The 13,974-nt window shown below is 53.3% G+C and carries 11 protein-coding genes; 6 read left to right on the top strand and 5 right to left on the bottom strand.

The window, feature by feature from the left end; translation table 11 throughout:
- The first annotated feature begins 29 nt into the window (after positions 1 to 29).
- Both metH and HCH_RS11500 read left to right on the top strand, forming a co-directional pair.
- A complete protein-coding gene (gene metH / locus HCH_RS11505; protein ID WP_011396412.1) occupies positions 30 to 3,737 on the top strand; it encodes a methionine synthase in 3,708 nt (1,235 codons plus the stop codon).
- A 256-nt stretch (positions 3,738 to 3,993) separates the two neighbouring features.
- A complete protein-coding gene (locus tag HCH_RS11500; protein ID WP_011396411.1) occupies positions 3,994 to 4,221 on the top strand; it encodes a DUF2970 domain-containing protein in 228 nt (75 codons plus the stop codon).
- A 162-nt stretch (positions 4,222 to 4,383) separates the two neighbouring features.
- Here the strand turns inward: HCH_RS11500 and HCH_RS35005 are convergent, their stop codons facing one another.
- Entirely contained in the window at positions 4,384 to 4,506 is a 123-nt protein-coding gene (locus HCH_RS35005) for a hypothetical protein (RefSeq protein ID WP_255509308.1), read from the bottom strand.
- Positions 4,507 to 4,855: 349 nt separating this feature from the next.
- Between HCH_RS35005 and HCH_RS11490 the strand changes: the two genes are divergently transcribed.
- The 3 genes from HCH_RS11490 to HCH_RS11480 all read left to right on the top strand — a co-directional run bounded on the left by HCH_RS11490 (position 4,856) and on the right by HCH_RS11480 (position 8,321).
- Positions 4,856 to 6,517 carry a nitrite/sulfite reductase gene (locus HCH_RS11490; protein ID WP_011396408.1) on the top strand — a complete coding sequence of 554 codons (1,662 nt, stop codon included), beginning with the start codon at positions 4,856 to 4,858 and terminating at the stop codon, positions 6,515 to 6,517.
- Positions 6,501 to 7,007 (top strand): DUF934 domain-containing protein, encoded by a 507-nt coding sequence (locus HCH_RS11485; protein WP_011396407.1) that lies wholly within the window; start codon positions 6,501 to 6,503, stop codon positions 7,005 to 7,007. Before HCH_RS11490 ends, HCH_RS11485 begins: the two co-directional genes overlap by 17 nt.
- 150 nt (positions 7,008 to 7,157) lie before the next feature.
- Positions 7,158 to 8,321, top strand: coding sequence for a cation:proton antiporter (locus HCH_RS11480; protein WP_011396406.1), 1,164 nt, complete (start codon positions 7,158 to 7,160; stop codon positions 8,319 to 8,321).
- A 28-nt stretch (positions 8,322 to 8,349) separates the two neighbouring features.
- Here HCH_RS11480 and HCH_RS11475 read toward each other — a convergent pair whose 3' ends face one another.
- The gene (locus HCH_RS11475) at positions 8,350 to 9,351 is read right to left on the bottom strand and encodes a YhdH/YhfP family quinone oxidoreductase (RefSeq protein ID WP_011396405.1); all 1,002 of its coding nucleotides are present in this window, start codon (positions 9,349 to 9,351) and stop codon (positions 8,350 to 8,352) included.
- A 109-nt stretch (positions 9,352 to 9,460) separates the two neighbouring features.
- The gene (sohB, locus tag HCH_RS11470; RefSeq protein ID WP_011396404.1) at positions 9,461 to 10,498 is read right to left on the bottom strand and encodes a protease SohB; all 1,038 of its coding nucleotides are present in this window, start codon (positions 10,496 to 10,498) and stop codon (positions 9,461 to 9,463) included.
- Between the two features lie 333 nt (positions 10,499 to 10,831).
- On the opposite strand from sohB, the gene HCH_RS11465 reads away from it, so the two are divergent.
- Entirely contained in the window at positions 10,832 to 11,146 is a 315-nt protein-coding gene (locus HCH_RS11465) for an SCP2 sterol-binding domain-containing protein (RefSeq protein ID WP_011396403.1), read from the top strand.
- 98 nt (positions 11,147 to 11,244) lie between these two features.
- On the opposite strand, the gene HCH_RS11460 is transcribed toward HCH_RS11465, so the two are convergent.
- Both HCH_RS11460 and HCH_RS11455 read right to left on the bottom strand, forming a co-directional pair.
- Positions 11,245 to 11,895 carry a hypothetical protein gene (locus HCH_RS11460; RefSeq protein ID WP_011396402.1) on the bottom strand — a complete coding sequence of 217 codons (651 nt, stop codon included), beginning with the start codon at positions 11,893 to 11,895 and terminating at the stop codon, positions 11,245 to 11,247.
- A 310-nt stretch (positions 11,896 to 12,205) separates the two neighbouring features.
- A complete protein-coding gene (locus tag HCH_RS11455) occupies positions 12,206 to 13,903 on the bottom strand; it encodes a methyl-accepting chemotaxis protein (RefSeq protein WP_011396401.1) in 1,698 nt (565 codons plus the stop codon).
- Positions 13,904 to 13,974 lie beyond the last annotated feature (71 nt).

The raw sequence follows: 13,974 nt of genomic DNA, 5'->3' as shown, positions 1-13,974 counted from the left end.
ATCATAATGACTACGGCTAGGTTTTTCACATGCTGACGCGGATCCAACGAGTAGAAGCCCTTAATGACTCCCTGAAAAAACGGATATTGATACTGGATGGCGCCATGGGAACCATGATTCAGCGCTACAAACTGGAGGAAGCCGATTATCGAGGCGAGCGCTTCAAAGACTTCCACCGCGATATCAAAGGCAATAATGACCTGCTTTGCCTGACCCAGCCGCACATAATCCAGGCGATCCACAAAGCCTATCTGGACGCAGGCGCCGACATTATTGAAACCAACAGCTTCAACGCCACCTGGGTGTCTCAGGCTGAGTACGGTCTGGAAGACATCGTCTACGAGCTGAATGTCGCCAGCGCCCAGGTCGCCCGCGCGGCGGCGGACGAGAAAACCGCAGAGACGCCCGACATTCCCCGTTTCGTCGCGGGCGTGTTAGGTCCTACGTCCCGCACGGCCTCCATCTCTCCGGACGTCAACAACCCCGGTTATCGTAATGTGGATTTCCAGACACTGGTGGACAACTATTACGAAGCCACCAAAGGCCTGGTCGACGGCGGCAGCGACATTATCCTGATCGAGACTATATTTGATACGCTCAACGCCAAGGCCTGTATTTACGCGGTACAGCAATATTTTGACGACCACGGCGTCGAGCTGCCGATCATGATTTCCGGCACCATCACGGACGCTTCCGGACGCACGCTGTCCGGTCAGACCGCAGAGGCGTTCTGGAATTCCGTGGCGCATTCAAGACCGATCAGCATCGGCCTGAACTGCGCGCTAGGCGCGGACGCACTGCGTCCTTACGTGGAAGAACTGTCAAACCGCGCCACAACTTATATCAGCGCCCACCCCAACGCCGGCCTGCCTAACGAATTTGGCGAATACGATCAAACACCGGAAGAGATGGCGGCGATTGTGGAAGGCTTCGCCCAAGATGGTTTTGTGAACATTATCGGCGGCTGCTGCGGCACCACGCCGGATCATATCGCCGCCATCAAAAAGGCCGTCGAGAAACACGCGCCACGCGCCATTCCCGACATCACTCCGCGCTTGCGCCTGTCAGGACTGGAGCCTTTTACGCTCACGGATGAAATCCGTTTCGTCAACGTAGGCGAACGCACCAACGTTACCGGCTCCCGCCGCTTTCTGCGCCTGATTAAAGAGGAGTGCTACGAAGAAGCGCTTGATGTGGCCCGCGATCAAGTGGAAAACGGCGCCCAGGTCATCGACATCAATATGGATGAAGGCATGCTGGAATCCGCAGATGCGATGAAACTATTCCTGAACCTCATCGCCTCCGAGCCGGATATTTCCAAAGTCCCCATCATGGTGGACTCTTCAAAGTGGGAAGTGATTGAAGCAGGCCTGCGCTGCATTCAGGGCAAAGCCGTGGTTAACTCCATCAGCTTAAAAGAAGGCGAAGCGGACTTTATCGCCAAAGCGAAATCCTGCATGCGCTACGGCGCAGCGGTCGTGGTCATGGCGTTTGACGAAGCCGGCCAAGCCGACACCTATGAGCGCAAAACAGAAATCTGTAAGCGCAGCTACGACATTCTGGTCGGCCTGGGTTACCCACCTCAAGACATCATTTTCGACCCGAATATCTTCGCCATCGCCACCGGTATCGAAGAACACAACAATTACGCGGTGGACTTCATCCAGGCCACCCGCTGGATTCGCCAAAACCTGCCTTACGCCAACGTGTCCGGCGGCGTCAGTAACGTCTCCTTCTCTTTCCGTGGTAATGACACCGTACGCGAGGCGATTCACTCCGTCTTCCTGTTCCACGCCATCAACGCCGGCATGAACATGGGCATCGTCAACCCCGCACAGCTGGTTATTTACGATGAGATTCCCGCTGAGCTTAAGGAATTGGTGGAAGACGTCGTTCTGAACAAACACCCCGACGCCACCGAACGATTGCTGGAAGCCGCTGAGCGCTACCGCAGCACTGGCGAGAAGAAACAGGAAGAGAGTCAGGAGTGGCGCTCCTGGCCTGTCACCAAACGTCTGGAACACGCGCTGGTGAAAGGCATAAACGCTTACATTACTGAAGACACAGAGGAAGCGCGGCTGGCGGCTGCGCGCCCCATCGAAGTAATCGAAGGCCCCCTGATGGACGGCATGAACGTCGTCGGCGACCTGTTCGGTTCCGGTAAAATGTTCCTGCCGCAGGTGGTGAAAAGCGCACGCGTCATGAAACAGGCGGTGGCGCATTTGATTCCATACATTGAGCAGGAAAAGGACGCCAAAGAGAAAGCCAAAGGCCGCATCCTGATGGCCACGGTCAAAGGCGATGTGCATGATATCGGCAAGAATATCGTCGGCGTCGTTCTGCAGTGTAACAACTATGAAGTTATTGACCTGGGCGTCATGGTTCCCTGCGAAAAAATCCTGCAGGTCGCCAAAGAGGAAAATGTCGACATCATAGGCCTCAGCGGCCTGATCACGCCATCATTGGATGAGATGGTGCATGTCGCCCGCGAAATGCAGCGCCTTAACTTCAAGATTCCTCTGCTGATCGGCGGCGCCACTACTTCCAAGGCGCACACCGCCGTCAAAATTGAGCCCGAGTACAAGAACGATGTGACGGTTTACGTTACTGACGCCTCACGCAGCGTCAGCGTCGCCACGCGACTGATGAGCGACACGCAAAAGGCGGACTATGTGCAGAATATTCGCACCGAATATGAAGACGTCAGGGAAAGAAGAAAAAACCGTGAGCCTTCCGCCAAGCCGATTCCGCTGGTTGCAGCGCGGGATAACCGCTTCCAGGGCGACTGGAGCGATTACACGCCGCCTGCGCCCACGTTCACCGGCGTGAAAGTATTTGACGACTATCCGCTGCAGGAGCTGGTCGATTACGTCGACTGGACCCCCTTCTTTATATCCTGGGACCTGGCGGGTAAATATCCGCGCATTCTGGAAGACGAAAAAGTCGGCGAGGCCGCTCGGCAACTGTTCCAGGACGCCCAGAAAATGCTGTCTCACATTATCGACAACAACCTGTTGAAGGCGCGCGCAGTAGTAGGTATCTGGCCGTCCAATCGCATCAGCGACGAAGACACGGTTCTTTATACGGATGAAAGCAAATCAGCGCCCCTGACGACGCTTAGCCATTTAAGGCAGCAAACCCAGCGGGAACAAAATCGCCCCAACTATTCCCTGGCGGATTTCGTCGCCCCTGTCGAATCCGGTAAAGACGATTATATCGGAGCCTTTGTGGTGACAGCCGGCATCGGCGCGGAAGAACTGGCGAAACAATACGAAAGCCAACACGACGACTACTCCAGCATCATGGTTAAAGCCCTTGCGGACCGTCTGGCGGAAGCCTTCGCCGAACGCATGCATGAACGCGTGCGCAAAGAGTTCTGGGGGTATGCGTCCAGCGAGCAACTGGATAACGAAGCGCTCATCAAAGAGAAGTACGCCGGCATTCGTCCCGCCCCAGGCTACCCTGCCTGCCCGGATCATACAGAAAAGGCCAAGCTGTTCAGCGTGCTTGAGGCGGAGCTGCATACCGGCGTCAAACTCACTGAGCACTACGCCATGTATCCCGCGGCGTCCGTCAGCGGTTGGTACTTCTCTCACCCGGAAGCCCGTTATTTCGCCGTAGGCAAAATTCAACGGGATCAGGTGGAGGATTACGCCGCCAGAAAAGGCATGACCTTACAGGAGGCGGAGCGCTGGTTGTCGCCTAACCTGGGTTACGATCCCTCCAGCGCACGCTGATCGCCAGACGGAATATGACGCCCCATTCCTGGGGCGTCAGCGCATATAAAGTCCGGCTTTTCGTATCCCTGGTTTTGTTATTAATATGCTAATAACCAAGTGGATTGACGCGCCTGCGTGGCGACAAGCCACAATAAACTAATAGAAGGAGTCTATTTGCATGGAGGACTAGTATAAGAAGGAGCGCCCGTCGGAAAATCAGGCCAACCTGAACGCGGACGTCAAAATAATAATACGAGCGAGTATGGAGAGCATCATGAGCAATGTATCCGAGCACAAGGAAAAAGAGCAAAAACCCTCTCTTTGGCAGCTAGTCGTAAGTGTTTTGGGAGCGGCCTTCGGCGTTCAGAGCAGCAAGACCAGGGAGAGAGACTTTAAACAGGCGGACCCCAAGGCCTACATCATAGGCGGGATTGTTTTTGGAGTGTTGTTCGTGTTGACGTTGGCGCTTATCGTTAAGCTGGTGCTGAGCAATGTCACATAAGTCCATTAAGCTCATCTGCGCTTTGAGTTAAAGCATCAGCAGACCCGCCAGACAAAGTGAGGATGAGAACAGATGTCCCCACTTTGCTTCATTGGTTCATCTCACATCAGGGAAACAGGAAAAACGGCTCGATAATCCGCCCGGGATGAAATTCCGCAGCAGTCAGTGCCCCGCCACCCAGATCACCATCATGGAAGCAATGCTGAGTATCAGCACCACTGCGGCGATGGCGTCCACTTTGCTGTCGGGATTTGAAGTCGCGTTATGATTATTGTTTTCTGACACAGTCCAGCTCCTTTTTTGATGTCCGGATTGCACATAAGGTATGTACTGGTTTGTTTTAAACCACATTTTTATTAAGTGCAAGCGCTTATCCAGAGCAACGCCCATAATCCTGACGCCTGCGCGGCGGCTAGCCGCGGGAGACAGAGCCAGGCCCTGCCGTTTCAGACAAATAGAAGGAAACTATTTGTCTGCCTGATTAATATAAAGGCGTCCGGCAGTTAGAAGCGCCCCGCCATATTCATATAATGAAAACGAATTACCATATAGATAATCAATCATTTTAATTATAAGTATATCCTGCTAAATTGGCGCCCATTCAATGGGTAATTGAAACTGTCAGGTAGTGTCAATGTATAGATACGACGATTACGATCGCCAGATCATCAAGGAACGAGTCAAGCAGTTCCAAGGGCAAACGGACCGTTTTTTCGCCGGTGAGCTCAGCAACGAGGAGTTCCTGCCCCTGCGTCTGCAAAACGGGTTATATGTGCAGCGGCTGGCGCCGATGCTGCGCATCTGTATTCCATATGGCATGTTGTCTTCCACTCAATTGCGTAAATTGAGCGAAGTGACGCGCAAGTACGATAAAGGCTACGCCCACTTCACTACCCGGCAGAACCTGCAGTTGAACTGGCCGTCTGTCGAAGACTCTCCTAAGATTCTCGCCGAACTGGCGGATGTGGAGATGCACGCGGTGCAAACCAGCGGCAACTGTATTCGCAACACTACCACCGACCAATTCGCAGGCGTAACGCCGGAAGAGATTGTAGACCCTCGCCCCTATTGCGAGATCATTCGTCAATGGTCCACCTTCCACCCGGAATTCGCATTCCTTCCGCGTAAATTCAAAATCGCCGTCAACGCATGTCCAGACAGCGATCGCGCAGCTATCCAGGTTCACGATATCGGCATTCAGATCGTCAAAAACGCCGCCGGGGAAATTGGCTACAAGGTATTGGCGGGCGGCGGACTGGGCCGGACCCCCATGATCGGCTCCGTTATTCGTGAGTATCTGCCGGAGCTGGACCTGCTGACTTACCTGGAAGCCATCCTGCGGGTATATAACCGTTACGGCCGTCGCGACAACAAATACAAGGCGCGCATCAAAATTCTGGTCAAGGCCATGTCTCCGGAAGTCTTCGCTGAAAAAGTCGAAGCGGAATGGGAACGCTTAAAAGACAGCCCCACCAAGCTGACGCTGGCGGAAATTGAACGCATTAAGTCATTCTTCACAGAACCGGCCTATCTTGCTCTGGAAGAGCAGCCTGTTGCGTTGACCGAGCGTCTGGCGGAAAACAAATTTTTCAGCAACTGGCATCACCGTAATGTCGCCCAGCATAGGAAACCCGGCTACGCCATTGTCACTCTGACCTTGAAAAAGCTGGGAGTTCCTCCCGGCAACATTACGGACAAGCAGATGGACCGTCTGGCGGAACTGGCGGACCAATACAGCTTCGGCGAAATGCGCATCACCCATGAGCAAAACGTGGTGCTGGCCGACGTTGAACAGAGCAAACTGTTCGAGCTGTGGGAAGCCATTAAATCACTTGGTTTCGCCACCCCTAACCTGGGTACGCTGACTGATATTATCTGCTGCCCTGGGGGCGATTACTGCTCTCTCGCGAACGCCAAGTCCATACCGGTGGCGGAGGCGATTCAGGAGCGTTTCGACAACCTGGATTACCTTTACGATCTCGGCGATATCGACCTGAACATCTCCGGCTGCATGAATGCTTGCGGCCACCACCATGTCGGCGCCATCGGCGTCCTGGGCGTGGATAAGAAAGGCGAGGAGTGGTATCAGGTATCCTTGGGCGGCGCCTCTGGACAAGATGCGTCTCTGGGACAAATCCTGGGGCCGTCGTTCGCTCGCGAACAGATGGCGGACGTCATCGAGAAAATTCTTGATGTATATGTCTCCAGCCGCAATGACGACGAACTGTTTATCGACACCTTCCGCCGCATTGGCATCACCCCGTTCAAGGAGCGCGTTTATGCCAAACCTAATTAAGAACGCGGCGGTTATCGCTGACGATTGGGCTGTTCTGGACAAAGCTGATGCGCCTGCGGAGCAAATCGTTCCAACCGGCAAAGTGATCATTCCTCTGAGCACCTGGCTGGCGCAGAAAGAGCAGTTACAGACGAGAGAGCCGGCACAAACCGGTCTCTGGCTGGATAGCGATGAAGAACCTGATGCAATCAGCGCAGACCTGGAGCATTTCAACGTCATCGCTGTGAACTTTCCAAAGTTCGCCGATGGTCGCGGCTACTCCATCGCACGCATCCTGCGCGAGCAGCTTCACTACACTGGCGAACTGCGCGCAATTGGCGACGTGCTAATGGATCAGCTTTTCTACATGAAGCGCTGCGGCTTTGACGCCTTTGCGGTGAGAGCGGATCGCGACGCGGAAAAAGCCCTGGCGGGCCTGGCGGACTTTACCGTGACCTATCAGGCGTCAGTGGACCAACCGGACCCGCTGTTTCGTCGCAGAATGCACTAACACCAGTGCAGGCAATGCTTAAGGGTGGCGTCGTCCACCCTTTTTTGCGCCTGGATGGATGAGTCTTTTCCTTCTTAGAACAACAGGTTGTACTTTGACAGAGGCGGAGACTGCCGATACTCTTTGGTAGAAGCCGATAGCGGAGCATCCATGGAAATTAATATCGTCTACTCATTCTTTCTGATCTTTTCCGGCGCCGCAGTTTTGGCTTCCGTCGCCTTGTTCACGCGACAACCTCTCATCCTCGCTTATATCGTTCTTGGCGCTTTGGTGGGCCCTTACGGACTGAGCCTGATTAACAACTTTGGGCTACTCGCGGACATTTCCGAAATCGGCATCATATTTCTGCTATTCCTGCTTGGCTTGGACATGCAGCCGAAAGCGCTGCTACATGTACTACGCAAGGCGACGCTGGTCGCTCTGCTGAGCTCTTTGGTGTTCGCCGCTATCGGCTATGTGATCGCCATCGTATTTGGCTTCACTTCTTACGAGGCGATGATTGTCGCGATAGCGGCCACTTTCTCCAGTACGATTATCGGCATCAAGTTATTACCGACTACGGTTCTGCACCATCGCCATGTCGGCGAGATGGTGGTCGGTCTGCTGCTGGTTCAGGATTTAATCGCCATTGTGGCCCTATTGATACTGGCCGCCGGCGACGAGGGCATTTCCGTCATGAATCTCGGCAAGACCTTCCTGGCCCTACCGATTCTGATCGGCGTTACATTTCTGGCGGTCAAGTATGTATTGTTGAAGCTGTTCTCCAAGTTCGACCGCTTTCACGAATATGTATTTCTGCTGGCCATCGGCTGGTGCCTCGGCGTAGCGGAGCTGGCGAAAGCCATGGGCCTCTCTCTGGAAATCGGCGCCTTCATCGCCGGCGTCACGATCGCCACCAGCCCCATCGCCCAGTATATCGCCGAGAGCCTGAAACCCCTGCGAGACTTCTTTCTGGTGCTGTTTTTCTTCTCCCTTGGCGCCAGTCTCAACCTTGGACTGTTGCCGAATATCGCTATCCCCGCGATACTGTTGTCACTGGTATTGCTGGCGGCCAAGCCAGCCACTTTCTATGGCTTGCTGCGCACCATGAAAGAGGACAAAAAAACATCCTGGGAAATTGGCTTCAGATTGGGGCAAATCAGTGAGTTTTCGTTGTTGATCGCCTTTTTGGCGGCCAGCAAGGCCATGATTGGAGAATCTGCGTCAGTGTTGATTCAGGCGACGGCGATTATCATGTTCATGTTGTCGTCTTATATTGTCGTGCTGAACTTTCCCAGCCCGATCGCCATTTCTGACAAATTGCGGCGGGATTAACCCGCCGCAGGCAATTGGTCTTGGTTGATTACTCCTGGTCGATGTGCCGGAGCACCGCGCGCCCCAGCATCTTGCCGCAATAGATCTTCTCGATGACGCCGGGCAATTCTTCCAGCACCACATCCTGCGCCAGAAACTTCAGGTCCGGCAGCGCCCAGTCGCTATCCAGCTTTTCCCAGATATGACGCTTTCTCTCTCTGGATATTTCCACGGAATCAATGCCGTAAAGCGTGACGCCACGTAAAATGAAAGGAAAAATAGAAGTGGTGAGCTCAGTCCCGGCCACCATACCGCAAGTGGTTGCAGCGCCACTGTGTTTCACCGTTTTAAGAATTTTGGAAAATAGCGCGCCTCCAACGGTATCCACGACTCCCGCCCAGGTTTCTTTCATCAACGCCTTCTCCGGCATTTCTTCCAGATGGGAGCGGTCCAAAACTCTGCGAGCGCCCAACTTAGCCAATAGGTCACTGTGATCGACCTTGCTGGTCAACGCCACAGTGTCGTAACCCAATCTGGCCAACAGAGCTACCGCCAGACACCCGACGCCCCCAGTGGAGCCAGTCACCAACACCTCACCATCGTCCGCAGCCACAGTCTGGCTTAAGCGATCGACGGAAAGGCCGGCGGTCAGTCCAGCGGTTCCCAGCGTCATAAAGTAATGCAAGTCGTGATTAGGAGGCTTAACCACACACCATTCCACGGGCACGCGAATGTATTCGCCAAACCCGCCCGGCGTGTTCATACCCAGATCATAACCAGTCACAATGACTTCCTGTCCCGGTTTCAATTCAGGAGAGCGGCTTTCCACCACCACCCCTGCAGCATCAATGCCCGGGGTGTGCGGGAACTGACGGGTTACGCCTTTATGGCCGTGAGCAGATAGCGCGTCCTTGAAGTTCAAGGACGAATACTTCACTTTCACCAATACATCGTTATCGGGCAAATCATCCAGAGATTGCTCTTGAATCTCAGTGTGAAAATATCCCCCTTTTTCCAACACGCGTAGCGCCCGAAATTTACTATCGCTCATAGAGCAGACTCCGTCACTCAGTTATCTCTTTCCATTGCCGAATGAACCCAACAGGCGACGCCCGCTACAACCCGGTTCCCATGCCGGCATTCCCGCCCCGCTCGCGTCTTTAGCTTTTAAAGTTAAATGACTTGGCGAGCTTGAGGCCGAGGCTTTCCAGTGACGCCGCCATCGATAGCCCCACTTTTTCCGCCAGGGACTTTTTCTCGATATATCGCACCTGGTACACCTCACACTCGTTACAACGCTCAGCCAGGTAATCATCACTGGTCTGGATAGCGTCCACCAGATTGATATCCTTGGCGCGAGCGCCATACCATACTTCGCCTTTCGCCACCTCGTCGATATCCACCTGCGGCCGGTGCGTGGCGACAAACTCTTTGAACAGAACATGCGTTTCCTCAAGGTCCTGCATGAACTTTTCCCGCCCTTTTTCAGTGTTTTCACCGAATACGGTCAGCGTACGCTTATACTCCCCAGCTGTCAGTACTTCATAATCAATATCATGCTTTTTCAACAGGCGGTTAAAGTTAGGCAGCTGCGCCACCACGCCGATGGAGCCAATGATGGAAAATGGCGCTGCAATGATTTTATTAGCCAGACAAGCCATAAGATAACCGCCACTGGCGGCGACTTTATCGACGCAGACCGTTAGATTGACGCCGCGCTGACGGATGCGCTCCAACTGCGACGCCGCCAGACCATAGCCGTGCACCATTCCCCCAGGGCTCTCAAGACGCACGACGACTTCATCTTCCGGCTTCGCCAGACTGAGCACAGCGGTAATAGCTTCGCGCAACGCGGATACTTCAGAGGCTTTGATATCGCCGTCAAAATCCAACACATACACTCTGCTCTTATCCTGTTCCTGCAACATCTCTTTATGAGCTTCCTTCTTATTCTTTTTGTCGCTCTTTTTCTTTTCCTTGGCGGCGTTCTTCAACCATTCTTTACTGAAAACGCTGTGCTCCAGCGCTTCGCGCATCCTCTTGAGACGCTCATTGAGATGTACGACTTCGATCTCACCGTCCGCATGCTTCTTGCCTCGCTGGCTCAGTGCAATGATAGTCCCCACGACAAACAGTATCGCCGCCACGAGGGTCACAGTTTTGGCCAGAAAAGCGCCGTAATCGGTTAAAAAGTCCAAAGTCGTACTCCTAAAATGGATATTTATTCAAAGCGTGTGATAGCTATCAATCTCTACTGATAGATACAATCCGGTTAAATTAAGGGCGTCTATGTAAATTGCAACCCACGAAGAAAAATGAATTGCACCGCCAATTCAAACAAGCGTTCGATTTTTTATTGACAGACAACTGCAAAGCCCCTACATTCAGGCATTAGCGGTGTATATCTGCTGTTTACGAAAGACTTTACGTTTTGCCTTCAGGGAGTTGCTACTCTTTGAATTCTAAGCTAAAACATATGCGCCAAAGTCTCCACAATATAATTGTGTATTACTCTTATAAAGGAAAGCACCATGCCTGTAGCACAAATTTTTCAACAACTGAAAGACAACTTTAACGCCGACGCCGCTTCCGACCTTGATCTTGTTTTTCAGTTCTCTATTGAAGACGCCGACAACTATCACCTGGTAGTTAAAAACGGCGGCTGCGAGCTGATTCAGGGTGACCACGACGATCCTTCCGTTACTCTGATTATGAATTCCGATACGCTGAAAGGCATCGTCAGTGGCGAAACTGACGGCATGCAAGCCTTCATGGCGGGCGATCTGCGTGCTGAAGGCGATATGATGCTGGCGATGAAGCTGGGCCAACTGTTCAACATCGGCTAAGTGATAAGATTTTCTGAAGGCGCCTCAACGGCGCCTTTTTTATTTCTTTATCTTTGCCTCTGAGATATTTCAGTTCCACATTAGGATGCGCAGCCCCACTACTGCCACATCTCCACCGCTTCGACCGCCGGCGTATTGACCGGCCGGGCAATCAAGCCGTCATTCCCTATCGAGACCGTAAAGATGGCGCCATCGCGCATAGGCAAATAGGTGGCGCTGCCATACTTGGCGTCTACCCAAGGCACCCCTTCGTGACTGTTCAACCAGGCCCAGAAATCAAAACCGATATCGGAAGGGGCAATGGCGAACACCGTGCGGGCGCCGTCGTTTTCCTGCTCCAGTGAGTAGTAACGCCCACTGATGCGCTCCAGACGATAACCCGGCTGCATGCCGAGCGCACTGAAAGGGCCCGACCAGGAAACCAATCTGGCGTCCAATTGCCAGAGATCTCCGGATACGTCAAAACTGTACTCGCCATCTGGGGGGGCGGCGACTTTAACGCGGTATAACTGGTCTCCCAGTTTCTGCATGCTGAGCGTAGCGATGGTGGTCTCCTGTTGATAGGCCTTGTAACGGTACATATCCAAAGCCAGAAAACAGAGAAACACTGCAAACAAGAGCGCGACGAAAGTCATCGTGCCTTTCAACCAAACCAAAAACCAGGACTTCCGGAACAGAAGGCGCAAGCAAATAAAAACAGTCAGTATCGCAATCGCGACCAACGCGATGCTAATGCCGGAATACAACATACCCCTCCCCTGTCCGCACACGGCGGCGGCTGTGAAACCGCTTTTCTTCACCAGACACTGTTAGATCACTCGCTTCTGTTACTCAAAAATAAGGTAAGCATCCTGCGTTAATCGCCCTTTGAATTCTAGGACAGTCCCCACAGGTTTTCATATTTTCTCAGGAATAACAGTGATAAAGGAGTTCGAGAGGGAGCCGGACGCGCCAACTAACATGCCTGACCCGACAAAGCGACTAGGCCTGTGCTAGCCGGTGAGTGGCAATAGCCTGAGCCTGACTGATCGTCAGGCTCAAAAAGAAGTGAATTAGGGATTAATACCCCAGAGAGTGGACGCTTTCTTCTGCGAGCTTCAGCAAATCAGGGTTGCCGGCGCCGGAGCGACCAACACTGTCCACATAGTATTCAAGGGAAGTCAGCGCATCGGCGAGCGTTTCCAGAATATGGTCGCCAGGCTTGTTTTCGTTTTTGATGAGCTTTTCCTCAATGCAACGCGCCGTAGCGTGCAACGCCTTCGCCGCACGGGATTGCTCGATCATCACCAGCGCCCCGAGGACGCCTTCCAGGGTAGGCAGCACGTTAGCTAAATGCAGTTTGTCGCCGCCCGACTCCAGATAAGCAGTAATCGCCCGCTTGGCGAGGGATAACCCCGCCTGGGACTCGCCGATAACCACGATATGAGCTTCCATCAGATAAGGACTGATCATTTCCTCAGCATCAGCGCCGACAACCTTATCCGTTTCGATGGTGAGACCATCTTCCTCCAGTTGCAGTATCGCTTGCTCAATACTCAATACGGAGTCCGCGACCTGCATCAGGTCGGTGTTACTGGGGTGCTTCTTATCCATCGCCCATGAGGCAATGGTCTGATGGACGCCTCTGGCCACCGCACTGAGATTGATAAGGTCCAGCATGGTCAGCGTGTCCGCCAGCTTGCCCAGACCTTCGGCGATCTGCGACAAGCCGTCTTCCTGGCCGTCAATGCCGCGCTCGATAATATCCAGTTTGTCTTTGATCTGGCTGATCTCTTCATGCAGCGCTTTTGACAGCGACGCCAAAACGTCGCTACCCGGCCCCATCAACAGACTGCGGTGCGCAATGATCTTGGCCTGATCAAAATCCGCAGGCGCGAGACTATAACCGGCCAATAGTTCCCGGGTCTTCTCGCCTTTATCGCCGCTGATAGCGATCAGATACAGCAAGTCTTTCGCCACCGTCTCGGAAATGGCCTTGGCGGTCGCCACTTTGCCAAGCTTGACGATTTCCCGCGCGTACTTTTCGATTTTCATCAACAGACGCTGACGGGTCGGCGTCAGCTCCATGGCCTGAGAGTGCATCAGCTCCACGGTATATGCAGTCAATGACCATAATTCAGAGATAGAGGAGCCTGAGCATATTTTACTCATGCCATCCGCAGCGCGACTCATCAGGCGATAGCCAATATCGGTTTCCTTGCTGCGCAGCAGGTTCAGCAGGCCGACCTGATACATGTGACGGAGACGGCGGCTGCGATGCTCGAACACATCCGTGGTGACGCTGGCGTCGCGCACAGGCCTGGGCGGAGAACGCTGGAACTCGACATCAAAGAAATAGCTGTCCGGCAGCGGTTTGGCGCGACGGGACAGACGCAGGAGATTGATGATCTCCAACAGCAATTCGGGATGGTCTTCACGGCGGCGCTGGTAGTATTCGGTATAACGGCGCAGTACGAATAAAGCCTGACTCAGTGACGACAGCAATCCGTTTTTGTCTTCCGCCGCCCCAACGGGAACTTCATTGGCGATCGCCACGGACTCCTGACACAGAACGGTGCCGCCCTGCAGTTCAATCAATACAAAAATACCGCGCAGTTGATTCAGATAATCAATGCAATTCTGTAGATCTTCGCCGCTTTCGCGGTTTTCCTGAAAACGTTCGAGACTAAGCTCCGCTTGCTCAATCGTATTATTGATTTCCCTTTCGACCAGATCGAAGGAACTAGACTTTTTCGCGGCTAGCGTCGCGTCAACCATATACGATGTCCTTAACCCTCAGTTCATCAGCAACTGGGGAGTTTATTGCCAAAAAGTGGAAAATCGCCGAG

Source organism: Hahella chejuensis KCTC 2396 (assembly GCF_000012985.1).
In the GTDB taxonomy this organism is placed as follows: Bacteria; Pseudomonadota; Gammaproteobacteria; order Pseudomonadales; family Oleiphilaceae; genus Hahella; species Hahella chejuensis.
The sequence above is the reverse complement of the archived record's forward strand: the minus strand, read 5'-3'. Positions and strand labels throughout refer to the sequence as shown.